Source organism: Microvirga pudoricolor (genome assembly GCF_016892705.1).
Classification (GTDB): Bacteria; Pseudomonadota; Alphaproteobacteria; order Rhizobiales; family Beijerinckiaceae; genus Microvirga; species Microvirga pudoricolor.
This window is the reverse complement of the sequence record NZ_JAFEMB010000001.1, coordinates 1604617-1628297: the sequence shown is the minus strand read 5'-3', so window position 1 is coordinate 1628297 and position 23681 is coordinate 1604617. Positions and strand designations below refer to the sequence as shown.

The following is a 23681-nucleotide window of genomic DNA, read 5'->3' as shown; positions in this document are numbered from 1 at the left end:
CGGAAGTTCATGTGCGCCAGCGCACGTGACAGGGGGGTCGAACGGACCATGATCGAGCGATGAATAGGCGGGCGGCATCTTCCGACGGGCTTCAGATCTGCTTCTGGGGGACCCGTGGCTCGACTCCCGTTTCGGGCGCGGCCTTCTGCGAGTTCGGCGGCCACACGCCCTGCGTGGAGGTGCGCTGCGGCGAGCGCCTCTTCATCGTCGACGCCGGGACGGGCCTCAGCTCGCTCGGCGAGGCCTGGGGCGACGAGCTGCCCGACAACGTGGACATCCTGCTCAGCCACCTCCACCTCGACCATGTGGGCGGCTTTCCATTCTTCAAGCCGGCGGTCCTGAACAAGGACCGGGTCATCCATACCTGGTGCGGCCACCTCAACGGCGCGAGCGCCGAGGAAGGGCTCGACCGGCTCTTCTCGCCTCCCATCTTCCCCATCAACCTGGAGCGCCTGCCCGCCCGGTTCCGCCACCATGGCTTCAAGGCGGGCGAGACCCTGACCTTCCGCGATGGAACGACTGTCGAGACCCACCTCCTCAACCACCCGGGCGGCGCCACGGGGTTCCGGTTCCGCCACGGGGGCCGGTCCGTCTGCTATATCAGCGACATCGAGCACACCACGCCCTGGCCCGACCCCGCCCTCGTGGCGTTCGTGCGAGGAGCCGATCTCATCATCTTCGACGGCATGTTCACGGAGCGGGAATATTCCCATTGCCAGGGCTGGGGCCACTCGACCTGGCAGAAGGGCGTCGAGCTGTGCCAGGGCGCGGATGTCGGCGCGCTGGCGATCTTTCACCTCTATCCGGGCCATAACGACGCTTATCTGCGCAAGCTCGAGGCCGAGATGCAGGCCGTGATGCCCACCGCCTTCGTGGCCCGGGAACGCCAGAGCTTCACCCTAGCCCCGAGGGCGGCGGAAGCCGCGCCGGCGGAGGGGCGGACGGTGCCGGCCGGGGCCTAACGGGTTGTCCCCATTCCGGCCCCGCACCCGCACGAATCCGGATCCCCTTCCGGGAAAAATGCTCTAAGGTGCCGGCCGTCCCGAAGCAGCGAGCCACCCCCCGTTGAACGCCCCCATTCTCGTGACCGGCGCCGCCGGATTCATCGGCTATCACACGGCCCGCCGGCTTCTGGCGCTGGGCCACCCCGTGGTGGGCGTCGACAGCTTCACGCCCTATTACGATGTGGCCCTGAAGGAGGCCCGCTTCGCGCGGCTGACCCCCCATGAGGCCTTTCTGCCCGAGCGCGTTGACCTCGCGGACGCGGCGGCCACGAAGGCGTTGTTTTCGCGCCACCGCTTCGAGCGCGTCATCCATCTGGCGGCCCAGCCCGGCGTCCGCTTCGTGGACCCGCAGCCCTACGCGGCCTCCAATCTCAACGCCTTCATGAACATGCTGGAGGCCTGCCGCCACGGTGGCGTCGCGCATCTGGTCTACGCCTCGTCGAGCTCGGTCTACGGCGCCAACCGCACGCTGCCGTTCTCGGAGCACGATTCCACCGAGCATCCGGTGAGCCTCTACGCCGCCACCAAGAAGGCCAACGAGATGATGGCGCATTCCTACGCGCATCTCTTCGGCCTGCCCGTCACGGGCCTGCGCTTCTTCACGGTCTACGGACCCTGGGGCCGGCCCGACATGGCGGTCTATGCCTTCACCCGCGCCATCGCGGAGGGCCGGCCCATCGCGGTGTCGAATGCCGGCCGGGTCTGGCGCGACTTCACCTATGTGGACGACATCGTGGAAGGCATCGTGCGCCTCGTGGGACAAGCGCCCGCGCCCGATCCGCACTGGGACGCCCTGCATCCCGATCCCGCCACGAGCGCGGCCCCGTACCGGATCTACAACATCGGCAACGACAACCCGGAAGAGCTGAACACCCTGATCGCGCTCATCGAGGACGCGCTCGGAAAAAAGGCCCTCCGCAGCGAGCGCCCGCTGCCGCCCGGAGACGTGCCGGAGACCCGCGCCGACGTGTCGGACCTGCGCCGGGCGGTCGGGTTCTCGCCCGCTACCTCCCTGAGGGACGGGGTCGGGCGGTTCGTGGAGTGGTACCAAGAGTTTCACAGCGCGTGAGATGATGTCGACATCTTTCGTCATCGCTCTAGCCTCGGGCGTGATCGCGGGCGCGGCCGCCCTCAGCGCCGGGCTGATCGTCGTCCTGCGGCCGCTCCTCGTCCGCTATGCGTTGGCCCGTCCCAACGCGCGCTCCAGCCACCGCACGCCAACCCCGCAGGGCGGCGGCATCGCCATCCTGGCCGCCGCGCTCCTGGTCTCGGCCGGAATCCTAGCCTTCGCGCCGCCGCTGCTCGGCGCGTTCCTGCCGGTGGCGGCGGCGGCCCTCCTGCTCGCCGTGGTGGGCGCAGTCGACGACATCCGTCCGCTGCCGGCCCGCCCCCGGCTCCTGCTGCAGGTGATGGCCGTCATCGGCGTCCTGTTCGCGGCCGACCTGCGCATCCTGCCGGACTCCGTGCCGCTTCTCCTGGAGCAGGCGATCCTGCTCCTGGCCGGCGTGTGGTTCGTCAACCTCGTGAACTTCATGGACGGGCTCGATTGGATCACGGTGGCCGAGATGGTGCCCGTCACGGCTTGGCTGGCGCTGTTCGGCGCGCTGGGCGCCGTGCCTCCCGGCCCCGCCCTGGCGGCGGCGGCGTTGTGCGGAGCGCTCCTGGGCTTCGCGCCGTTCAACAGGCCGGTCGCGAAGCTCTTTCTCGGCGACGTCGGATCCCTGCCCATCGGGTTGCTCGTCGGCTGGATGCTCCTCGAACTGGCCGGAACCGGCGCGCTCGCGGCCGCGATCCTGCTGCCGCTCTACTATCTCATGGACGCCACCATCACGCTCCTGAAACGCCTCGCCCGGCGCGAGCGCGTGTGGGAGGCCCACCGCAGCCATTTCTACCAGCAGGCGACCGATAACGGGTTTTCCGCCCTGCAGGTGAGCGCCCAGGTCTTTGGGTTGAACCTTCTCCTGTGCGGTCTCTCGGCCGTCACGCTGATCTGGCCGACCCCGCTCGTCCAGGCCGCCTGCCTGCTCGCGGGCCTCATCCTCGTGGGCGGGCTCCTCCGCCGCTTCGCGACCCCGCGCCGGACGTATTCGCCATGATCGCGTCCCCCCAAGGTCGCGCCCTCCTGATCGAGCTCCCATGACCCAGCCCCTCATCGCGCTCACCGGCGCCACCGGATTCATCGGCCATCATCTCCTGCGCGAATTGCCGGGACGCGGCTATCGCGTCCGGGTTCTGCTGCGCCGTCCGAGCGAGGTGCCGCCGGGCGCCACCAGCGCCGTGATCGGCGACATCGCGTCGCCGCACAACATGGCGGCGGCCCTGCGCGACGTCGACATGGTGATCCACTCGGCGGGGCTGGCGCACGCCATGTCGGGCCGCCCAGAAGACGATTACCGGGCCATCAACACGCAAGGCACCCTGGCGCTCGCGCGGGCCGCCGAACGCGCGGGCGTGCGGCGCTTCGTGTTCCTATCCTCGATCCGGGCCCAGAGCGGCCCGGCGGCCGACAGCATCCTGACGGAGGATGGGGAGCCGCGCCCCACGGACGCCTACGGGCGCTCCAAGCTGGAGGCCGAGCAGGGCTTGGCGTCCTCCAGCCTCGACTGGGCGGCCCTGCGCCCGGTCCTGGTCTACGGCCCCGGCGTGAAGGGCAACATGGCCCAGCTGCTCGGCCTGGCGCAAAAACCCTGGCCGCTGCCCCTCGGGGGCCTCAAGGGCCGTCGCTCGCTCCTGTCCCTCGACAATCTCGTGGCGGCCGTGGACACGGTCCTGAGGGCCGATGGCCCGATCCGCCGCCCCTTCATCGTGGCGGATCCTGAGCCCGTGACGGTGCCGGAGATGATCGCGGCCCTGCGCCGGGGGCTTGGCCGCGAGCCCGGACTCGTCCCGGTTCCGGCCTTCGTGCTGAAAACCGCCGCGACGCTTACGGGCAAGGCGGAAGCCTATGAGCGGATCGCCGGTTCGCTGGTGGCGAGCCCGGACGCGCTCAGGCGCTTCGGCTGGCAGCCGCCGGTCGCGACGCCGGAGGGTCTGGCTGCGCTGGCGCGGGAATCGGCTGCAGCCGGCGCTTGAATTCGGGGATCGCTTCCTCGAAGACCCGGTCGGCCGCCGCCCGGTCCCCCGCCACGAGAGCCTGCTTCAGGGCGTCCAGCCACTCGTTCACCCGCGCCCGGTCGGCGAAAATGGGCTTGGCCGCCATCACGCCCGCGATGCCGATCTCGGCCATGGGCTCGTCCCGGGCGAACAGGATCTCGTGCAGGCGCTCGCCCGGCCGGGTGCCCGTGACGTTGATCTCGATATCCTCGCCCGGCTCGTAGCCCGCAAGCCGGATCATGCGCTCGGCGAGCTCGTAGATGCGCACCGGCTGGCCCATGTTGAGCACGTAGACCGAGGCGCGGTCGTCCGTGTTGGCCCGAGGGTCGAGGGTGCGGCCCTCCTGGTTGGCGTGGCTGGCCGACGTCAGCACGAGGTCGGCGGCCTCCCGGATGGTCATGAAGTAGCGGACCATGTCGGCATGGGTGACGGTGATCGGCCCGCCGCGCGCGATCTGCGCCTTGAACTTCGGCACCACGGAGCCGACGGAGCCCAAGACATTGCCGAAGCGCACCGCGATGATGCGGGTCGCGTCGCCCCGGCCCCGGAACTCAGCGTCGAGCGCCTGCCCGTACATCTCGGCGAAGCGCTTGGTGGCGCCCAGCATCGAGACCGGGTCGATGGCCTTGTCGGTGGACACCAGCACGATGGCGCGAACCCCCGCCTCCACGGCCGCATCGGCCACGTTCACGGAGCCGAACACGTTGGTCTTGATGCCCTCCATCCAGTGGGCCTCGAGATAGGGCACGTGCTTGAGCGCGGCGGCGTGGAACACCACGTCCGGCTTGAAGGCGCCCATCACCTCCCGCATCCGCTCCCGGTCTCGCACGTCGGCGATGACGCCTTCGACGGCCGTGTCGGAATCGATGAGCGTCGGGTTCTCCAGGATGTGGAACAGGGACGGCTCCGAGCTTTCCACGATCATGAGGTCGCTCGCCCCGAACGCCACCACGCGGGTGCAGATCTCCGACCCGATGGAGCCGCCCCCGCCCGTGACCAGCACGCGCTTGCCGCGGATGAACGTCTCGAGCCGCGTGCGGTCGATCTGCACGGTCGGACGCAGGAGCAGGTCCTCGATCTCCAGGGGCGCCAGCTCGGCGTTGCGCATGCCCTCGCCGAGGCTCGTGACCCGCACCAGCGGCAGCCCGAGGCGGCGGGCCCGGGCGATGAGCATGTCGGGATGGGCCTCCGGCGACAGGGCGCTGGGGGTCGCCACGAGGCGGCGGATGGGCGAGCCGCGCTCCTGGAAATCCTGCACCACCTGGTCGAGATCCGTGAAGGTGCCCAGCACCGGGACGCCCCGGATCGACTGGCCGAGATCGTCGGACCGGTAGGAGAGCACGCCCTTGGGCTGCATCTTCTTCACGGTGCCGGACTCGATGGCCCGCAGGATCACCTCGATATCGGCGCCGCGCCCGAGCAGCAGGGTCGGGGTGTTGGAATCCCGCTCCAACCCGGTGCGCGACTGGGCATATTTGAAATAGCGGAAGGCCAGGCGCGGGCCGCCCAGCAGGAACATCTGGATCAGCCAGTAGAGCGCGATGGTGATCTTGCCGAAGTAGAAAAACCCGAACAGCTGCGGCGACACCAAGATGTAGTCAGCCACCAGCAGGGCCAGCGCCAGCACCGTCGAGGCCCGGAAGATGTTGAACAGGTCCGGCAGGGAGGCGAAGCGCCATTTGGACCGGTACAGCTGGAAGAACCAGTAGACCAGCCCGGCGAACACGATGAAGGGCGGCAGGAACAGGGGCAGCTGCTGCAGGCGCTCGTTCAGAAGCCAGCCATCGAACCGCACCACGAAGGTCAGGACGACGGCGAGGGCCGTCATCAGGAGATCGTGCGCGATGATGAGCGTTTTCTTGAGAAGCTGACGATTCATGAACCCGGCCGAGAAACGCAACGGGGTATCCGCCGGGACCGGGGCTTTGTCAATGTGAGGGCCGGGCAGGCGGAAGTGCCTTCTCTCGCGTTCAGACCTGCCTGACCGGCCCTGGATAACGGGCGATCGTCGCATCCGCCGTCAGCAAAACGACCCCTTCCACCATGGCTTGGGCGATCAGGATCCGGTCGAAGGGATCTTTGTGAATCGCCGGCAATCCATCGATTGCCACCGCGTGATCGCTGGTGACCGGAATCTCCCGGTAATCCCTGTCCAACAATCCCTGCCGGAGCACCCGAGCATCAATGAGGAAATCGGCACGCGCGAGGCTATTCTTGATGGCGATCTCCCACAGGCTGGCCGCACTGAAGAAGAGTTGGTTATCCTCTGCCTCGATCAACCGGACGGCTTCCGTGGACAGCCTGTCCGGATCCCCCGCGATCCAAACCAGGAGATGAGTATCGAGCAGATATCTCACGTCTCACCGTTGAAGAGTGCCTCGATCTCGTCTTGGGCCATTCGATCAAAATCGTCCGGGACTTTGATTTGACCGATCATGAAACCGGTGCGCTTGAGCTTGGTGGGATTAGGGGTGTCCAACGGCACGACCTTGACCAAGGGCTGGCCAGCCTTGGCGATCACGAAGGATTCTCCTTTGGCGGCCCGATCAACCAGCCGGGACAAGTGAGTCTTGGCCTGATGAATGTTGACCGTTTCCATGGCAATCCTCCGAACTTAGTCCACTGAACTTAGTTCAATAGCAACCTGCCTTCAAGGGGTGTTTGGTCAGATCACGGCAAAGGCCGGTCCGGCGTGACCGTCAGGCGGCCGTCCTGGTGGGTGACATGGGCCGCGATGCCGAAGCTCTCGGCCAGGTGCGCCTCGGTCAGGACCGTCTCGGGCGGCCCTTCGGCCCGGATGCGGCCGCCCTCCAGCAGCACGATCCGGTCCGCATGGCGGGCCGCCAGGGTGAGGTCGTGCATGATGGCGACCACCGTGGCGCCGGAACGGGCCTTGGCGCGCAGAATATCCAGAACGATGAGCTGGTGACGCGGGTCGAGGGCCGCCACGGGCTCGTCCACGAGCAGGACCGGGGCTTGGGTCGCGAGAGCCCGGGCGAGCAGGACCCGGGCGCGCTCGCCGCCGGAGAGGTCCGTCGCGGGGCGGGTCTCGAAACCCTCGAGGCCGACAGCGTGGAGGGCCGTCCGCACCGCCTCCCGGCCCTCCAGGGTCAGGGCGTCCGGGGTCTCGCCATGGGGCAGGCGGCCGAGCGCCGCCACGCCCGCGACGGGCAGCGGCCAGGCCAGCGTGGCGGATTGCGGCAGATAGGCGATGGACCGCGCCCGCTCATGGCCGGACAGGTCGGACAGGGCGCGCCCGTCGAGCCTCACCGCGCCCTGCCGGGGCTTGAGGAGACCGGCGAGCGCCCGGATTAAGGTGGTCTTGCCCGCCCCGTTGGGCCCGACGACCACCGTGAGGGACCCGGCCTCGAACGCGAGGTCGATCCCGCCGAGCACCGGCTTGCGGCCGAGATCGACGGCGAGTCCTCTTGCGTCGAGCCGGGTCACGCGGGCGTCTCCGACAATTCGGCCTTCCGGCGGGCGATGATCCAGAGGAAGAACGGCACGCCGATGAGCGCCGTCAGCACCCCGATCTTGACCTCGGCGGGGGTCGGGATCAGCCGCACGGCGATATCGGCGGCAAGCAGCAGGGCCGCGCCCGCGAGTCCCGCCGGCACGAGGGCGCGGGCCGGGTCGTGCCCCACCAGGGGCCGGATCAGGTGGGGCACGACCAGGCCCACGAAGCCGATCGACCCGGCCACCGCCACGGCCGCGCCCGTGCCGAGCGCGGAGGCGAGCACGATCCCGAACCGCAGGCGCGGCACGTTCACGCCGAGGCTCGCGGCGGTCTCCTCGCCCAGCGCCAGGGCGCGCAAGCCGGGCCCGCAGGCGAGCAGGAGCCCGCTCGCGAGAAGGCAGAACGGAAAGGCGAGCCACAGATGGGTGAGGGACCGGTCCTCCAGGGAGCCCAGGAGCCAGAACACGATCTCGGTGACGGCGAAGGGATTGGGCGACAGGCTGATGGCGAGCGACGTGGCGGCCCCGGCGAGGCTTCCCACCGCCAGCCCGGCCAGAACCAGCACCACGACCGTGGTGGACCGGCCCGCCACCGCCACCACGAGCCCGATGGACAGGAGGGCCCCGCCGATGGCGGCGGCCGGCAACGCCCACGACAGGGCGCCGACGAGCCCGAAATACAGCACCGACACCGCCCCGAACGCCGCCGCCTGGGAGGCGCCGAACACGGAGGTGTCGGCGAGGGGGTTGCGCAGGAGCCCCTGGAGCGCCGCTCCCGTAAGCCCGAAGGTCCAGCCGATCAGGAGCGCCAGCAGGGTGCGCGGCAGGCGGATCTCCCGCACCACCACGCTGGCGCTGCCCTGGTCCGTCACGAGCGCTTTCAGGGCAAGTCCCGGCGATAGGGGCGCGGGCCCGAGCATCAGGGATGCGAGCGCGAGCCCGCCCGCGAGAGCCAGGAGGCCGAGGATCAGGGGCTTGGTCGAGCGGAGCATGGCGAGCCGGGTTGCGTCCTTGTCGCGATAGCAAGGGCGGGGCTGTGAGTCACGCGGGCTGTGCTCTCTGGCCTTGCGGGAAGGGTCATGCGCCGTGTCTGCGATCCACCAATCCCGCGTGTCATCGCGCCCGCACCGTGCTACGAACCCGACCCGGCCCAACAACCAACCCGTGAGCGCGGCATGAACCCGATCTTCGCCAACCTTCCGACCACCATCTTCGAGGTGATGTCGAGCCTCGCCCGGGAGACCGGTGCGGTGAATCTCGGCCAGGGCTTTCCGGACGATCCGGGGCCGGAGGACGTGCGGCGCAAGGCGGCGGAAGCCTCGCTCGACGGCTACAACCAGTACCCGTCCATGATGGGCATCCCGGAACTTCGCTCCGCCATCGCGGCCCATTACGGGCACTGGCAGGGCCTCGACCTCGACGCCAACACCGAGGTGATGGTCACGTCCGGCGCCACGGAGGCGCTGGCGGGCGCGATCCTGGGCATCGTGGAGCCCGGCGACGAGGTGGTGCTGTTCGAGCCCATGTACGACGCCTACCTGCCCCTGGTGCGGTTGGCCGGCGGCATCCCCAAATTCGTGACGCTCCAGCCGCCGCATTTCCGGCTGACTGAGGAGGCTTTGGCCAAGGCTTTCTCGCCCAAGACCAAGGCGGTCGTCTTCAACAACCCGCTCAACCCCACGGCCACGATCTTTTCCCAGGACGACCTGAACCTGCTGGCCGATTTCTGCCGCCGCTTCGACGCCATCGCGATCTCCGACGAGGTCTGGGAGCACGTGGTGTTCGACGGACGCCGGCATCAGCCGGTGCTGGGGCTTCCGGGCATGCGCGAGCGCTCGGTCAAGATCGGCTCGGCGGGCAAGATCTTCAGCCTCACGGGCTGGAAGGTCGGGTTCGTCTGCGCCGCGCCGCACATCCTGAAGGTCCTGGCGAAATCGCACCAGTTCCTCACCTTCACGACCCCGCCCAACCTCCAGGCGGCCGTGGCCTACGGGCTCGCCAAGGACGACGTCTATTTCGAGACCATGCGGGCCGGCTTCGCCCGCAGCCGCGACCGCTTCTCGGCGGGGCTGGAGACCCTCGGCTTCAAGGTCATCCCGAGCCAGGGCACGTATTTTCTCAACATCGACATCGCGCCCCTGGGCGAGAGCGACGACGTGGCGTTCTGCCGCCGCCTGGTGATGGATCACGGGGTCGCGGCCATCCCGGTCTCGGCCTTCTACGCGGAGGGCGCGGTCAAGAATGTGGTCCGGTTCTGCTTCGCCAAGCGGGACGCGACCCTGGACGCGGGCCTTGAACGGCTCGCGGACGCGGTGCGGCGCGCGGCGTGAGGCGGTGCATGCGCTTGTTTCCAAGCCCGGAATTTCCTAGCTTCCGAGGGGCCGCATCGGCGCGGCCGGCTTAACCTTACGGAGTTCCCACCCCTGATGATCCGCACCCTCGTGTCAGCCGTTCTCAGCCTCGGCGTCGCCCTCGGGGCAACGTCGGCCGCCCTCGCCCAGGACAAGACGGTCAACGTCTATAACTGGTCCGATTATATCGACCCGAAGGCCCTGGACGCATTCACCAAGGAGACCGGCATCAAGGTCGTGTACGACACCTACGACAACAACGAGATCGTGGAGACCAAGCTGCTCGCGGGCAAGTCGGGCTACGACATCGTGGTGCCGTCCGGACCGTTCCTGCAGAGGCTCATCGGGGCCAAGATCTTCCAGCGCCTCGACAAGGCCAAGCTGCCGAATCTCTCCAATGCGTGGCCCGAGATCGCGCAACGCCTTGCGGTCTTCGATCCCGGCAACCAATACGCTGTGAACTACATGTGGGGCACCACGGGGATTGGGCTCAACACCAAGAAGGTGCGCGAGATCCTGGGCGAGAACGTGCCGCTCAACACCTGGGACCTGCTCATGAAGCCGGAATACGCCTCCAAGCTGAAGGCGTGCGGCATCTACGTGCTGGATAGCCCCGAGGACCTGTTCCCGGGCATCCTGGCCTATCTCGGTCTCAACCCGGATTCGAAGCGCACCGACGACCTGACCAAGGCGGGCGACGCCCTGTTCCGGGTGCGCGGCAACGTCCAGAAATTTCACTCGTCGGAATACATCAACGCCCTCGCCAACGGCGACATCTGCATGGCGGTGGGCTATTCGGGCGACATGATCCAGGCCAAGAACCGGGCCGAGGAGGCCAAGAACGGCGTCGAGATCTCCTACGTGATCCCCCGCGAGGGCGCCCTGATGTGGTTCGACAACTTCGCGATCCCGGCCGACGCCCGGAACGTGGCCGAGGCGCACGCCTTCATCAACTTCATGATGCGGCCCGAGATCGCCGCCATGAACACGAACTTCGTGTCCTATGCTTCGGGCAACCTCGCCGCCAAGGCGGCGGTCAAGCCGGAGATCCTCAACGACCCCGGCATCTACCCGGACGAGGCGACCTTCAAGCGGCTGTTCACCAACACGGCCTATGACGACCGCTCGCAGCGCACCGTCACCCGGCTCTGGACCCGGGTGAAGACGGGCCGTTAAGCGCCCCTTCAGGCCCACCTCGGTAAGGTCGCGAACTCCTGGTGACGCCGGATCGTAGGTTCGGCTTCACCGTTCTTTCGCCGCATTTCCGACGGCAAACCGGCGTCCGCTTTGCCGGGAATGCTCCGGGGCGGAGTTCGTTTTCGAGGATCCCTTTCATGCGCCTTTTGTCTGCATCCGCTCTCGCGGCCGTTCTTCTTGCCTCCCCGGCCATGGCCCAAGACCCGTCCGTCCGCGGCCCGCGCCCCGCCACGATCAGCGTGTCGGGCACCGGCGAGGCGGAGCTGAAGCCCGATTTCGCGCGGGTTTTCGTGCTGGTGGAAACGCAAGGCGACACCGTGGCCAAGACCGTGGACCAGAACCGCACCTCCTCGGAGGAGGTGCTGGCGCGCATCCAGGGCCTGGGCATCAAGAAGGACGACATCCGCACGGAGAACTTTCAGGTCTTCCAGACCCCGCTCCGCGCCGACCGCAACGGCAATGAGATCAAGCAGCCCAAATTCACCGTCCATCACCGCCTGCGGATCACCACCCGCGACCTGAGCGGCGTCGGGCGGCTGGCGGGCGAGATTCTGGCCAGCCCCAACATGCTGTTCCAGTCGGTCTCCTTCGGTCTCGACCGGCAGGAGGAGGGCGGCGACGAGGCCCGGCGGGCGGCGGTGCGGGATGCCCGGCGTCAGGCCGAGCTTTATGCGGAAGCCTCCGGCGTGAGCCTCGGGCGCATCCTGGAGATCCGGGACGGCTCGGCCCAGCCCTATATGGAGCGCAACGACGGCATGATGCGGATGCAGGCCATGAAGGCCGCCCCGGCCGAGGAGGTGCCCATCGTGCCGCCCGCGACCCTGCGCTACACGTCCGGCATCCAGATGGTGTGGGAGATCGCCCCGAAGCCATGAGAGGGCCCGGGTTCCCACCCGGTCCGGCCCGCCTCCGAGGCGGCCGGCCGGGATCGCGGCGCGCGCCTAGCGGTGGATCCCGATCATCGCGGTCAGGCCGCCGTCAATGGGCAGCACCGTACCGGTGATGTAGGCTGCGGGCTCGCTCATCAGGAAAGCGGCGAGCCCCGCGATTTCCTCCGGCTTGGCGAAGCGGCCCGCCGGGATCTGCTTTTCCATGGTGTCGCGATAGGCCGCGTAAGGCGCCATCATGTCGGTGTCGATGAAGCCCGGCGCGATGACGTTGACGGTGACGCCGCGCTTGGCGGTCTCGATGGCGAGGGTGCGGCAATAGGAGATCAACGCGCCCTTGGAGGCCGCATAGGCGGCGTTGCCGGGATTGCCCTGGAGCGCCGCCACCGACCCGATGCCGACGATGCGGCCCGCTTTCGCCCGGATCATGCCGCGCATGAGGGCCTTGGCGATGCGGGTCATGGACCAGAAGTTCACCTGCATGGCGGCTTCGGCCTTGTCCTGCTGCATCATGGCGGCGAGTGCGTCGTAGGGCTGGCCCGCATTATGCACGAACCCGAACCAGCTCTCGCCTTCGATGCTCTCGCAGAAGGCTTCCACGGCCTGCGTGTCGGAGAGGTCGACGGGATGGATCGCGACCGTGCGGCCCGGATGGGCACCCATGAGCTCGTCGGCGAGCGCGGTGGCCGCATCGGCCGACGACCGGTAGGTGAAATCCACATCGTGGCCCGCCGCCACGAGGGCCCGCACGATAGCGGCGCCGACGCCCTTGCCGCCGCCGGTGACGAGAACACGGGTCATGGATGGGACTCCAATCCCCTCCCCCCTTGTGGGGGAGGGCTAGGGAGGGGGGTGGGCGCAAACGGGCCGAAGGCGCACTTGCTCATCCCGATGGCGACATACCCCCCTCTCCATCTCTCCCCCACCGCAAGTCGGGTGTTCCCGACTTGCGTTTTTCCGACGGGATATCGGGCAGGCCCGATATCCTTGGGGGAGAGGGTTAAGTGGTGTTTCCGAGCAATGGCTGCGCCCAGACTCGTCACGCCGGTTCCGCCCCGAGCACGAGGCAGGTGTTCTGCCCGCCGAAGCCGAAGGAGTTCGACAGCACGGTGGTGACATTGGCGTCGCGGGCGACGTTCGGCACCACGTCCAGCGGGATCGCCGGGTCGGGCACGTTGTAGTTGATCGTCGGCGGGATGCGGCCGTTGAGGATCGTCATCAGGGACATCACGGCCTCGACGGCACCCGCGGCCGTGAGCGTGTGGCCGATCATCGACTTGTTGGACGAGATCGGAACGGTCGCCATGCGCTCGCCGAACACGGCTTTGCAACTCATGGCCTCCATCTTGTCGTTCTCGGGCGTCGAGGTCCCGTGGGCGTTGATGGTGTCGATCCGGTCCGGATGCAGGCCCGCATCGTCGAGCGCCGCCCGGATGGCCGCGATGCCTGGCGCACCGTCCGGGCTCGATCGGGTGCGGTGGAAACCGTCGCCCCGCTCGCCTGCGCCAAGGACATATCCGAGAATCTTGGCGCCCCGTGCGATCGCGGCGTCGGCGTTCTCCAGCACGAGGGCGGCCCCGCCCTCGCCCATCACGAAACCGTCCCGGTTCTTGGAGAACGGCTTGGAGGCCCCTTCCGGGTTCTCGTTCTGGGTCGAAAGCGCGGAGAGCAGCGAGAAGCGGATGAGGGATTCCGGGTTCACGGACCCGTCGGTGCCGATGCAGAGCGCCGCATCCGTCTCGCCCCGCCGAATCGCCTCGACGCCGAGCTGGATCGCGGTCGCGCCGGACGAGCAGGCGGTGGAGAGCGAGATCGGCGAGCCCTTGGTGCCGAAGCGGTCGGCCACCCGATCGGCCACGGTGCCGAAGATGAACAGGTTGTGCCAGGCCTTGAAGCGGCCCGTCTCGGCGGCCTTCAGGAGATCCGCGTAGGTGATGTCCCCGGTTTGGCCGGAGGCATCGGCCAGGGCCTCACGCTGGGGCCACTCCATCTCGACGGGCGGCACCGCGATGAAGAGCGCACCCGGAAAATCGTTGTGCGACAGGCCAGCCTGGGAGACCGCCTCCTCGGCGGCCAACACGGCGAAGCGCTCGGACAGCATGGGGGCGCTGAACGGATCCTCCACCTCCACGTCGTCGACGGTGCCCGCCATGGTGGTGCGCAGGCCCTCGGTGGGAAAGCGGCTGATGCGCTTGATGCCCGACCGGCCCGCGGTCAGCGAAGCCCAGGTCTCGTCCTTGCCGTGGCCGATGGACGTGACGGCGCCCATGCCGGTGACGGCCACGAGCGGTCGGCCCTGTTTGTCGCGAAGCGCCATGGTGTTGTCTCCCTTACGCTCCCGAAGCGCGGACGAGCCGGACGGCCCCCTCGCCACGCTGGTGGCCGACCGAGGTCACGAGGGCCTCGGAGGCCTGTCCGTCGGCAATGAGCGCGGCCGCGAGGCCCACGCCCGCCGGGGCTTGGCCCTCCATCGTATGCCCGATCAGGTCGCCGGTCATCCGAACCGCGGCCTGCGGGGCCAGGGCCGCGATGGCTGCCATTTCCTCCCCCGTCATCTCCGCCACGCCCGTGGCGCCGGAGATCACGAGATCGGGCTTGGCATCGAGATCGCCCGCCAGTTTCGTGAGGGCTTTCGTAACGCTGCCCGGTTCGCGTCGCGCGCGGTCGGAGGCCACGCCCGCGATGGCCGCCAGGGGCTTCGCGCCCCGCGCCTCCGCGTGCTCGCGGGATTCCAGCACCAGGAAGCAGGCGCCGCTGCCCAGGATCATGCCGCCCTCCGGGCCGCGCTCGCGCACGGGCCGGTAGGGCTGCTTCCAAAGGAAGCCGCCCATCTCGTAGATGAGAAGCACGTCGGGGCGCTCGGCATTGTAGGCGCCGCCCACGAGGAAGATGTCGTTCTGGCCCGACGCGATGCGGGCTTGGGCGATGCGGATCGCGTCGACGCCGCTCGATTCCTCGCCCATGAAGGTGCGCGACGCGCCCGTGACCCCGTGCACGATGGAGATGTTGCCGGCGAGCAGGTTGGAGAGCTGGGCCAGGAACAGGGTCGGCCGCAGGTCGCCCATGAGGCGCTCGTTGAGGAACACGCCGGGATTCTCGGCCTGGCGCAGGCCCGTCAGGATCTGGCCGTCGACCGCGTAGTCGCGCTCGCCGCCACCTGCCGCCACCACGAGGTGCATGCGGGCCTTCAGCTCGGCATCGTCCTTCACGCCCGCCGCGTCCAGCGCTAGCCCCGCCGCGTAGACGCCGATGCGCTGCCAGGCTTCCATCTGGCGCTGGTCGGACTTTTTGGGGATCTGCTTGTCGTAGTCCAGCGCCGCCAGGGGATGGACCGGATGGGGCGCGAAGCGCTCCGCGTCGGTCCGGGGCGGAGCCCCCGCCGCCAGGGCCTGGAGGTGCGCCTCGACCCCCTCGCCCGCGTTGGACACGAGCCCGATGCCGGTGACGACCACTTCCCGCGTCATGCTGCCTCCAGAAGGCCGATCCGCCGCGCCTGTCCGCGCATCTGCTCGCTTAAATCCGCCGGGAAGGGCATGATCCGGAAGCGCAGCTCCGCGTCGCAGATCGGCTTGCCCTCCACCGCGATCCTCGCCTTGGTGACGGCATAGCCCGAACCCTCATGCTCCAGGGTGGCGGTGATCGCCAGCACGGTTCCGGGCCCTACGAAAGTGCGGAAGCGCGCCTTATCGACCGCCATAAGGAACGGCATGTGCGAGAAATCCATCAGGCCCAGCACCAAGTAACCGGAGGCCTGGGCCATGGTCTCGGTGAGCAGCACGCCCGGCACCAGGGGATGACCCGGAAAATGGCCCTCGAAGACGGGGCTTTCGGTCGGCACCGTGGAGCGCGCCTCGATCCGCTTCGCGTCGCGGTCGAGCCCGACCACGCGGTCGATCATCTCGAAATATTCGAGGCGCATGGGTTTGTCTTTTAAGCGTTCTTGGCAGCGATGAGGGCGTCGATGCGGGCCACGAGGTTCTTCAGTACGAAGTATTCCTCGGCCGGAGCCTTGCCCTCGTTCACTTCCTGGGTCCACTGCTCCAGCGGCAGCTTGATCCCGAAGGCCTTGTCGATCGCGAACGCGATGTCCAGGAAGGCGAGCGAGTCGATGCCGAGATCGTCGATGGCATGGCTCTCGGGGGTGATCTGGTCGCGCGGAATGTCGGCCGTATCGGAAATGATGCCGGCGACGGTCTCGAAGGTGGACGACATGCTCGTCGCTCTCCTGAAATGATGGATCGTCGGGAAGGCGTCGGGCGGCATGAGCGCCGGCCGAGGCGCCTCCCGCCGTGGAAGACGGATCGAACCGCACCCCTTACACGACGGGCCGCAGGGCGGCAACTGATCCGACGCAACTTGTCGGGCGAGCGGCGGCGGGATGGCCCCTGCGACACGCCTGCCTCGTCGGAAGCTGCCCCAGAGGCGGCCGAGCCCGGCATCGGACCACGCAGGCCTCGCCGCCGGTTGTCCCTGCTTTCCCCGTGGCCACGAAAAAATTCGCGGGGCGGCCTTGTCTTTCGCAACGTAATGTCATATCGATATCGGCAAGCCGGTCAACCGGCAGGACAAGGCGGGCGACAAGGCCCGCACGACAGAGATCCGGGCCCCAACCCGGGCACCTCTCGGGGCTCTCCTAAGAACGGCAGCGCCATCCCGGCCGGTTTTCGGCCGAAGTTTGGATCGAGTCTCGGAGCCGACGCCGAGGCAGACGACGCGAAGGTGCGTGCCTTCGCGCGGACTGCCGATGCCGAACCGCTCCCACCGAACGTCGACGGCACCGGGACCAAGGCCCCGGTCTCCTCCGCAGGGCTTGTCCCTGGCCTGAGTTTGAATCACGAAAGCTTTCTGATCTACGCGTAAACCAAAGTCATGTTGATCCGGCAGCGTTGGGCTGCCATTGCAAAGAGTGCGGCCTGGGGCAACCTGGGCCGCTTTTTTGCGAGGTGGGTGGAATTTTGCCCGACGAGGGCGTCGCGTTGCCCTCGTGGCCGCGCACTGGTAAGGGCTGGCGGCCTCGAACCCGATAACCGAACGCTTGTGATCAACCGCTTCCTCAAACCCGAAACCCGCTATGCCCGCCGCATGGCCCGCATCGCCCGTTGGGATCAGCCGATCCAGGGCGGTCTCGGGCGTCTGCGCGCCTGGACCAACATGCTGCTGGTGGACCACGGGGTTTTTCGCCTCGCCTATCTCAACAAGCACCGGGTCTCGGAGCGCCTGTGGCGCTCGGCCCAGCCGGCCCCCTACCAGATCGCGCGCCTGAAGGCGGAGGGCGTGCGGACCATCGTGAACCTGCGCGGCGGGCGTGAGCACGGCTCCTGGCAGCTCCAGAAGGAGATCTGCGAGCGGCTCGGCATCCACCTGACCGAGTTCATCGTGCGCTCGCGCGGCGCGCCGGACCGGGACACCATCCTGAGCGCGGTCGCGTTTTTCGACAGGCTCGAATATCCGGCCGTGCTCCACTGCAAGTCGGGCGCCGACCGGGCCGGATTCGTGGCGGCGCTCTACCTCATCGTGCACGAGGGCAAGCCCGTCGCCGAGGCCCTGCGCCAGCTCTCCGTGCGGTTCGGCCATTTCCGCTTCTCGAAGACCGGGATCCTGGACGCGTTCTTCGACCGCTACCGGGCGGAAGGCGAGGCCAAGGGCATCCCGTTCCTCGCCTGGGTCGAGACGATCTACGACCCGGAGGCGCTGGAGCGCGATTTCAAGCCCGGCTTCTGGTCCAACGTGCTCGTCGACCGCGTCATGCGGCGGGAGTGATCGGGCCCACGGAGACCGGATCGAGGTCGTTCGACAGCTGGAGCGCGTGCAGGCGGGCATAGATGCCCGATTCGGCCACCAGGTCCGCGTGCGACCCCACCTCGGCGACCCGGCCCGCCTCCATCACGACGATCCGGTCCGCGTCGCGCACGGTGGAGAGCCGGTGCGCGATGACCAGCGTCGTGCGTCCGCGCATCAGCTCCTTGATGGCATTCTGGACCAGCCGCTCCGATTCGGAATCAAGCGCGCTCGTGGCCTCGTCGAGAAGCAGGATCGGGGCGTTCTTCAGGAACGCGCGGGCAAGCGACACGCGCTGGCGCTCGCCTCCCGACAGTCGGCTGCCGCCGGTGCCGACCCGGGTCTCGTAGCCCTCCGGCATCCGCCCGATGAAATCATGCGCGGCGGCGGCCCGCGCGGCCGCTTCGATCTCGGCGTCGGTGGCCCCCGGCCGCCCGAAGGCGATGTTGGCCCGCACCGTGTCGTCGAACAGCAAGACGTCCTGGCTCACCACCGCGATGGCGTCGCGCAAGGTGGTGAGCGACACGTCGCGCACGTCCTGGCCGTCGATGAGGACCGCGCCGCCCGTCACGTCGTAGAGGCGCGGCACGAGAGACAGCAGCGTCGACTTGCCGGAGCCCGATCGCCCGACCAGGGCCGTGGTGCGCCCGCCCTCCGCCACGAGATCGATGCCTTTCAGGGCCGCGCTCTCGGACCCGTAGGCGAAGCTCACATCCATGAAGCGGATCTCGCCCTCCGCCACGGTGAGCGGCGCGGCATCCGGCTTGGCCCGGATCGTCGGCTTCTCGTCCATCACGTGGAAGGTGCGCTGGAGCGCGGCCGCCGCCTCCTGCACGATGGCGTTGAGGTTGCCCAAGGCCCGGATGGGTTGGGCCGCCAGGATCAGGGCGCTCACGAAACCCGTGAAATCGCCGACTGTGCTCTCGCCCGACAGGATGCGCCAGCCGATGAGCACCAGCACCGCCGCTACCGCGAAGCCGCCGCCCGCCTCCAGCAGAGGGTCGAGCCGCCCGCGCGCGTTGGCGGCCTTCATCTTCAACGCCCGCACCTCGTCGAAGGTGTGGGCGCCCTTGGCCTTGAGATAGCCTTCGAGATTGTAGGTCTTGGCCACGCGGGTGCCGGCAAGGCTCTCGGTGATCAGCGACGCCATCTGGCCCGTCTGCTCCTGGGTCGAAATCGCGACCCGGCGCAGCTTCTTGCCGATCTTGCCGATGGGATGCGCGATGAACGGCACCGTGACGGCGGCCACGAGCGTGCCGACAGGGTCGATCCACAGCATGGCGCCAATCAGCGCGATGATCGTCGTGACCTCGCGCAGGAACACCGTGGACAGGCGGGTCAGCGCCTCCTTGATGAAGAGGAAATCCGTGGTGAAGCGCTGCGTGAAGGCGGCGGGGCTCTCCCGCGACACCTGGGCCAGGTCCGCGTCGACGAGATGCCCGAAGAGCGCCGTCTGCATGTCGGCCTCGATGCGGGTGACCACCTTGTTGGTGAGGACAGTCAGCGCCAGGAGCGAAAAACCCTTCACGGACGTGACCGCGATCACAAAGAGCGGCGCCAGCAGGATCGCCCGCTGGTCCTTGGCCGTGAAGGCGTCGAAGGCCGCCTTGATGAGCACCGGGTAGAGCCCCGTCGCGCCCGCCACGAGGGCGACCAGCACGAGGACCACGCTCAGGGTGCGCGCGTGCGGCCGCATCCAGTCGGCCCACAGGCGCCGGATCAGGGGAAGCGTGTCGCCCTTGACGGGGCTTTTGCCGAACAGGCTCTTGCGGACCATCGCCGTTCCGTTTGCCGCTCTCACGAGGCCTGCGGGGTAGCATGCGGCGCGCGAGGCGGCAAACGGGTGAGCGCGCCCGCTGGGCCGCCTTGCGGGTGGCTGCGCGTCGGCGTAAGCCCGCTCGGGGAGCCTTCGCCATGCCCGATGGACCGACATTTCTCACCTTCTACGCGGCCGTGCTGGCCCTGCAGCTCGCGCCCGGACCCGACATGATGCTGCTGCTCAGCCGCGGCGTCGGGCAGGGACGGCGCGCGGCCGTCCTGACGGCGGTCGGCATGACCCTCGTGGCGGGCCTGGTGCAGCTGCCGCTGCTGGCGTTGGGGGTCACGTCCCTCATCGCGGCCTCGCCGCTCGCCTTCGATCTGCTGCGCTGGGCGGGGGCGGCCTATCTGGTTTGGCTCGGGGCCACGCTGCTCGTCGGGTCGTTCCGCCGGCACCGCCTCGACCGCAAGGCCGCCCGGCCGGTCTCGGACCTCGCCGCGCTTCGCCAGGGCCTGATCAACAACCTCACCAACCCGAAGGCCATGGTGTTCATGCTGGCGTTCCTGCCGCAATTCGTGGATCCGGCGAGTGCGTGGCCCGTGACGGTCCAGCTGCTGTTCCTCGGCGGCGTGCAGAAGCTGTCGGGCTTCGTGATCCTCGGAGCGGTGGCGCTCGGCACCGGCACCATCGGCAACTGGCTCGCGCGCCGTCCCGGGCTCATCGCCTGGCAGGAGCGTTGCGCGGGGGTGGTCATGGTGGCGCTGGGCCTGCGCCTCGCGCTGACCGGCGACGCGTCGCCGGTCAGGCGTTGAGAAGGCGGCTCAGTAGATCACGATGTCGGAATGCTTCAGGGCGAATCCGGCCTTGAACCGGGCGATCTGGACCGCCGCGAGGGCGCCGTTGCCATCCGGGTCGTAGGAGAGCACGCCGGAGGCCCTGTCGTAGATCAGCCGGTCGTCGGCCTCGAGAGCCGTTTTTCCAGCCACGAAGGAGGATTTCCGGAGCGTGGCCGTCTTGGCGTCGAGGGCGAAGTCCGACGTGGTCTTGACGGTGCCCGAGGCGTCGGTGGCCAGCGCCTCCCGCAGACCCTTGTGGAACTTCAGCGCCAGGACGATCTTGTCACCCTCCTGGCGGTTGAAGTCCTTGACGAGGTCGACGTTGTTGGCCTTCGGAGACGTGTCGAACACGAAATAATCCGCGCCCTTGCCGCCGTACAGGATGTCCCGTCCGGGGCCCCCGAACAGAAGGTCGTTGCCGTCGAGGCCGTAGAGGGTGTCGTTGCCCTTCTGGCCAAAGAGTTCGTTCGGGCCGTTTCCGGCCCGCACGACGTCGCTGGCGCTGTCGCTGATGTACTGGGCCGGTTCGAATTGGAGGGGGCCGCCGCCCGTGGAATAGCCGAGCGTTCGCGCAGTCGTGACTGCCATGTGAAATCCATAGGGTGATAAGCAATGAAAGGATGGGCCGGGCACCGCCAGGCTTGGCCCCTCATAGCGATATATCGGTGCATTTTCAAGGAAATTGGCTGCCATGTCGGGGCCGGGACCCAACGGCAAAAAGCCGCCCGAGGGCGGCTTTTGCATTTCCAAGCATGTCTGGAAAAATGGAGCGGGCGAAGGGATTCGAACCCTCGACCCCAACCTTGGCAAGGTTGTGCTCTACCCCTGAGCTACACCCGCGCTCCGCGGCGCCGAGGCACCGTTGCGAGGACGCCCATTTGCCCCAAATCGATTCACATTGCAAGAGCCCCGGGCCAAACTTTTTCTCGCCGCGCCGGGTCGCTCCGGCCACGCGGTGCGGGCGGCCGTCGCGGGGGAGGGTCCCTTTTGGGGCGCGATGCGCTAGAACGCAGGCTTCTTTGCCGCAAGACCCGGAGACACCCGCCTTGTCCCACCTGTCGCCCCAACAGCTCCTCGACCGCCTGGACGAACTCGGCATCGCGGCCGAGACCGTGGAGCACGAGCCCGTTTTCACGGTGGCCCAGTCCCGGCCCGTGAAGGCGCGGATTCCGGGCGCCCATTCCAAGAACCTGTTCGTGAAGGACAAGAATGGCCGCCTGTTCCTGATCACGGCGAAGGACGAGACCGCCATCGACCTCAAGCGCGCCCACGAGGCCATCGGGGCCTCGGGGCGGCTGTCCTTCGGATCCGCGGAACTCCTGCGGGCGACCCTGGGCGTCGAGCCGGGGTCCGTGACGCCTTTCGCGGTCGCCAACGACGCCACCGGGCAGGTGACCCTGATCCTCGACGCCAACCTCATGGAGCACGCGCGGGTGAACTTTCATCCCCTGGTCAATTCCATGACCACCGGCGTCTCCCGCGACGATCTCCTGAAGTTCCTCCGCGCGGTCGACCACGAGCCCCGGATTATCCGCCTGCCGGAGCCCCCCGGAGAATTGCCAAACGCCGCGCCGGAGCCCATGTGAAGGGCAACATCCCTGTGGGGGGCCCTTTCCCCGTGAGGGGCAACACCCCGACGAGCCTGACCCGGACGGGAGCCCTCTCCCTGCACGCACCGAGGACGCCATGCTGACCGATCCCCCAGCCGCCCCCTTTCCTTCCGCGGCCGACGATCTCGTAAAGGACACCACCACGGCCGGTTTCCGCCAGGACGTGATGGCCGAATCGATGAAGCAGCCCGTGCTGGTCGATTTCTGGGCGCCCTGGTGTGGGCCCTGCAAGCAGCTCACGCCGATCCTCGAGAAGGCCGTGCGCGAGGCGGGCGGCAAGGTGAAGCTCGTCAAGATGAACATCGACGAGCATCCCCAGATCGCGGGCCAGCTCGGGGTGCAGTCGATCCCGGCGGTGTTTGCCTTCCAGCGCGGCCAGCCCGTGGACGGCTTCATGGGGGCCTTGCCCGAAAGTGGGGTGAAGAGCTTCATCGAGCGTCTTGTCGGCCCCCTCGGCCCCAGCGCCGCCGAGGAGCTGCTCGCGGAGGCGGATGCCCTCGTGACGGCGGGCGATATCGGCGGGGCGGCCGAGCTCTACGCCGCCGTGCTGGCCCAGGACCCGGAAAACGCCGCCGCGCTGGCCGCCCTGGTGAAGCTCCATGTGGACCTGGGCGATCTCGAGGGCGCGAAGCGTTTCCTCGCCATGGCGCCGGATTCCAAGGCCGGGGACCCCGCCATCGTGGGGGCGCGGGCCGCCATCGAGCTCGCCGAACAGGCCGGCTCCCTGGGCGATCTCGCGGATCTGCAGCGACGGGTCGAGGCCGATCCGGGGGACCACCAGGCCCGGTTCGACCTCGCGGTCGGACTGAACGCGGGAGGGAAGCGTCAGGAAGCGGCAGGTCAACTCCTTGAAATCGTCCGCCGCGACCGCAATTGGAACGAGGATGGCGCGCGCAAGCAGCTTCTCCAGTTCTTCGAGGCCTGGGGCCCCATGGACGACGCAACCGTCGCAGGACGGCGGCGCCTGTCCTCGATCCTGTTTGCCTGACGCCGCACGCATCGGCCAGAGTTTGGAATGGGCAGGAGACCGGGATGGGAATGAACGCGGTTTACCGGGGGCCACAGGATTGCCCGGCGGTCATCCCCGTTTTTCCCTTGCCCGGAGCCCTGCTGCTGCCCCGCGGCCAGATGCCCCTCAACATCTTCGAGCCGCGCTACCTGTCCATGGTGGACGAGGCCCTGAGGGGTGACCGTCTCATCGGCATGATCCAGCCCGATCCCGATCACTCCGAGATGGCCTCCGTGCCCAAGCTCTACCGGGTCGGCTGCGCGGGCCGCATCACGCAGTTCGCCGAAACGGGGGATGGCCGCTACCTCGTCACCCTCATCGGGGTGGGGCGTTTCGAGGTGGAGCAGGAATTGCCCACCACCACGCTGTACCGGCAGTGCCGCGTGAACTTCAAACCGTTCGAGTCGGATTTCACCGCCCGGGCGGGCGAGGAGGCCGTCGACCGTGGCGGCGTCATCAAGGCCCTGCGGGATTTCGTGGAGGCGGCCGACGTGCGCGTCGATTGGCAGGGGATCGAGGAGGCTCCCAACGAAGCCCTCGTCAACGCGCTCAGCATGATGAGCCCCTTCGGATCCCGCGAGAAGCAGGCCTTGCTCGAAGCCCCCGACCTCAAGACGCGGGCCGAGGTGCTCATCGCGCTGACCGAGATCGAGCTCGCCCGCACCGGCGGCCCGGACACGACCCTCCAGTAAGGACCCGGC

At 68.3% G+C, this 23681-nt stretch carries 24 protein-coding genes and 1 tRNA gene; 12 read left to right on the top strand and 13 right to left on the bottom strand.

Going from position 1 to position 23681, the window contains the following annotated elements:
- Positions 1-59: 59 nt before the first annotated feature.
- The 4 genes from ILT42_RS07555 (at position 60) to ILT42_RS07540 (ending at position 4076) form a co-directional block, all read left to right on the top strand.
- On the top strand, positions 60-962 hold the full coding sequence (locus ILT42_RS07555; protein ID WP_204214823.1) for an MBL fold metallo-hydrolase: 903 nt from the start codon (positions 60-62) through the stop codon (positions 960-962).
- A 103-nt stretch (positions 963-1065) separates the two neighbouring features.
- Positions 1066-2073: an NAD-dependent epimerase/dehydratase family protein gene (locus ILT42_RS07550; protein ID WP_204214822.1), complete on the top strand. Its 1008-nt coding sequence runs from the start codon at positions 1066-1068 to the stop codon at positions 2071-2073.
- 4 nt (positions 2074-2077) lie between these two features.
- Complete coding sequence (locus ILT42_RS07545; protein ID WP_204214821.1) at positions 2078-3100, top strand: MraY family glycosyltransferase; 1023 nt, start codon at positions 2078-2080, stop codon at positions 3098-3100.
- A gap of 40 nt (positions 3101-3140) precedes the next feature.
- Positions 3141-4076: an NAD-dependent epimerase/dehydratase family protein gene (locus tag ILT42_RS07540; protein ID WP_204214820.1), complete on the top strand. Its 936-nt coding sequence runs from the start codon at positions 3141-3143 to the stop codon at positions 4074-4076.
- Here ILT42_RS07540 and ILT42_RS07535 read toward each other — a convergent pair.
- The 5 genes from ILT42_RS07535 to ILT42_RS07515 form a co-directional block, all read right to left on the bottom strand.
- Entirely contained in the window at positions 3991-5976 is a 1986-nt protein-coding gene (locus ILT42_RS07535) for a nucleoside-diphosphate sugar epimerase/dehydratase (RefSeq protein ID WP_204214819.1), read from the bottom strand. The genes ILT42_RS07540 and ILT42_RS07535 overlap by 86 nt on opposite strands.
- A 91-nt stretch (positions 5977-6067) precedes the next feature.
- Complete coding sequence (locus ILT42_RS07530; RefSeq protein WP_204214818.1) at positions 6068-6454, bottom strand: type II toxin-antitoxin system VapC family toxin; 387 nt, start codon at positions 6452-6454, stop codon at positions 6068-6070.
- Positions 6451-6696 (bottom strand): type II toxin-antitoxin system Phd/YefM family antitoxin, encoded by a 246-nt coding sequence (locus ILT42_RS07525; RefSeq protein WP_204214817.1) that lies wholly within the window; start codon positions 6694-6696, stop codon positions 6451-6453. Before ILT42_RS07525 ends, ILT42_RS07530 begins: the two co-directional genes overlap by 4 nt.
- Positions 6697-6767: 71 nt before the next feature.
- Complete coding sequence (locus tag ILT42_RS07520) at positions 6768-7544, bottom strand: ABC transporter ATP-binding protein (protein WP_204214816.1); 777 nt, start codon at positions 7542-7544, stop codon at positions 6768-6770.
- Positions 7541-8545 (bottom strand): FecCD family ABC transporter permease, encoded by a 1005-nt coding sequence (locus tag ILT42_RS07515; RefSeq protein WP_204214815.1) that lies wholly within the window; start codon positions 8543-8545, stop codon positions 7541-7543. Before ILT42_RS07515 ends, ILT42_RS07520 begins: the two co-directional genes overlap by 4 nt.
- A gap of 183 nt (positions 8546-8728) precedes the next feature.
- Here ILT42_RS07515 and ILT42_RS07510 point away from each other — a divergent pair, with 183 nt between their 5' ends.
- The 3 genes from ILT42_RS07510 (at position 8729) to ILT42_RS07500 (ending at position 11976) form a co-directional block, all read left to right on the top strand.
- Entirely contained in the window at positions 8729-9883 is a 1155-nt protein-coding gene (locus tag ILT42_RS07510) for an aminotransferase (protein WP_204214814.1), read from the top strand.
- A 96-nt stretch (positions 9884-9979) separates the two neighbouring features.
- Positions 9980-11080 (top strand): polyamine ABC transporter substrate-binding protein, encoded by a 1101-nt coding sequence (locus ILT42_RS07505; RefSeq protein WP_204214813.1) that lies wholly within the window; start codon positions 9980-9982, stop codon positions 11078-11080.
- A 158-nt stretch (positions 11081-11238) separates the two neighbouring features.
- Positions 11239-11976: an SIMPL domain-containing protein gene (locus ILT42_RS07500; protein WP_204214812.1), complete on the top strand. Its 738-nt coding sequence runs from the start codon at positions 11239-11241 to the stop codon at positions 11974-11976.
- A 66-nt stretch (positions 11977-12042) separates the two neighbouring features.
- Here the strand turns inward: ILT42_RS07500 and ILT42_RS07495 are convergent, their stop codons facing one another.
- The 5 genes from ILT42_RS07495 to ILT42_RS07475 all read right to left on the bottom strand — a co-directional run bounded on the left by ILT42_RS07495 (position 12043) and on the right by ILT42_RS07475 (position 16200).
- Positions 12043-12789, bottom strand: coding sequence for an SDR family NAD(P)-dependent oxidoreductase (locus tag ILT42_RS07495; protein WP_204214811.1), 747 nt, complete (start codon positions 12787-12789; stop codon positions 12043-12045).
- Positions 12790-13027: 238 nt separating this feature from the next.
- Positions 13028-14305, bottom strand: a complete 1278-nt coding sequence (locus ILT42_RS07490) for a beta-ketoacyl-ACP synthase (protein ID WP_204214810.1) — start codon at positions 14303-14305, stop codon at positions 13028-13030.
- 13 nt (positions 14306-14318) lie between these two features.
- Complete coding sequence (locus ILT42_RS07485) at positions 14319-15452, bottom strand: beta-ketoacyl-ACP synthase (protein WP_204214809.1); 1134 nt, start codon at positions 15450-15452, stop codon at positions 14319-14321.
- Entirely contained in the window at positions 15449-15907 is a 459-nt protein-coding gene (locus ILT42_RS07480; protein WP_204214808.1) for a 3-hydroxyacyl-ACP dehydratase FabZ family protein, read from the bottom strand. The genes ILT42_RS07485 and ILT42_RS07480 overlap by 4 nt, the downstream gene beginning before the upstream one ends.
- An 11-nt stretch (positions 15908-15918) precedes the next feature.
- Positions 15919-16200: an acyl carrier protein gene (locus tag ILT42_RS07475; RefSeq protein WP_204214807.1), complete on the bottom strand. Its 282-nt coding sequence runs from the start codon at positions 16198-16200 to the stop codon at positions 15919-15921.
- A gap of 825 nt (positions 16201-17025) precedes the next feature.
- Between ILT42_RS07475 and ILT42_RS07470 the strand changes: the two genes are divergently transcribed.
- Positions 17026-17748, top strand: coding sequence for a fused DSP-PTPase phosphatase/NAD kinase-like protein (locus ILT42_RS07470; RefSeq protein WP_204214806.1), 723 nt, complete (start codon positions 17026-17028; stop codon positions 17746-17748).
- On the opposite strand, the gene ILT42_RS07465 is transcribed toward ILT42_RS07470, so the two are convergent.
- On the bottom strand, positions 17732-19543 hold the full coding sequence (locus ILT42_RS07465) for an ABC transporter ATP-binding protein (RefSeq protein WP_204214805.1): 1812 nt from the start codon (positions 19541-19543) through the stop codon (positions 17732-17734). The two genes, ILT42_RS07470 and ILT42_RS07465, sit on opposite strands and share 17 nt — an antisense overlap.
- A 137-nt stretch (positions 19544-19680) precedes the next feature.
- On the opposite strand from ILT42_RS07465, the gene ILT42_RS07460 reads away from it, so the two are divergent.
- The gene (locus ILT42_RS07460) at positions 19681-20337 is read left to right on the top strand and encodes a LysE family translocator (protein ID WP_204214804.1); all 657 of its coding nucleotides are present in this window, start codon (positions 19681-19683) and stop codon (positions 20335-20337) included.
- A 9-nt stretch (positions 20338-20346) separates the two neighbouring features.
- On the opposite strand, the gene ILT42_RS07455 is transcribed toward ILT42_RS07460, so the two are convergent.
- Positions 20347-20949 carry a calcium-binding protein gene (locus tag ILT42_RS07455; protein ID WP_204214803.1) on the bottom strand — a complete coding sequence of 201 codons (603 nt, stop codon included), beginning with the start codon at positions 20947-20949 and terminating at the stop codon, positions 20347-20349.
- 177 nt (positions 20950-21126) lie between these two features.
- Positions 21127-21201: transfer RNA gene (locus ILT42_RS07450), tRNA-Gly, on the bottom strand.
- A 206-nt stretch (positions 21202-21407) separates the two neighbouring features.
- Here ILT42_RS07450 and ILT42_RS07445 point away from each other — a divergent pair.
- From ILT42_RS07445 to ILT42_RS07435, 3 genes are all read left to right on the top strand, one after another.
- Positions 21408-21947, top strand: a complete 540-nt coding sequence (locus tag ILT42_RS07445) for a prolyl-tRNA synthetase associated domain-containing protein (RefSeq protein ID WP_204214802.1) — start codon at positions 21408-21410, stop codon at positions 21945-21947.
- Between the two features lie 100 nt (positions 21948-22047).
- A complete protein-coding gene (trxA, locus tag ILT42_RS07440; RefSeq protein ID WP_204214801.1) occupies positions 22048-22959 on the top strand; it encodes a thioredoxin in 912 nt (303 codons plus the stop codon).
- A 44-nt stretch (positions 22960-23003) separates the two neighbouring features.
- Positions 23004-23672 (top strand): LON peptidase substrate-binding domain-containing protein, encoded by a 669-nt coding sequence (locus ILT42_RS07435; protein WP_229428359.1) that lies wholly within the window; start codon positions 23004-23006, stop codon positions 23670-23672.
- Positions 23673-23681: the final 9 nt, after the last annotated feature.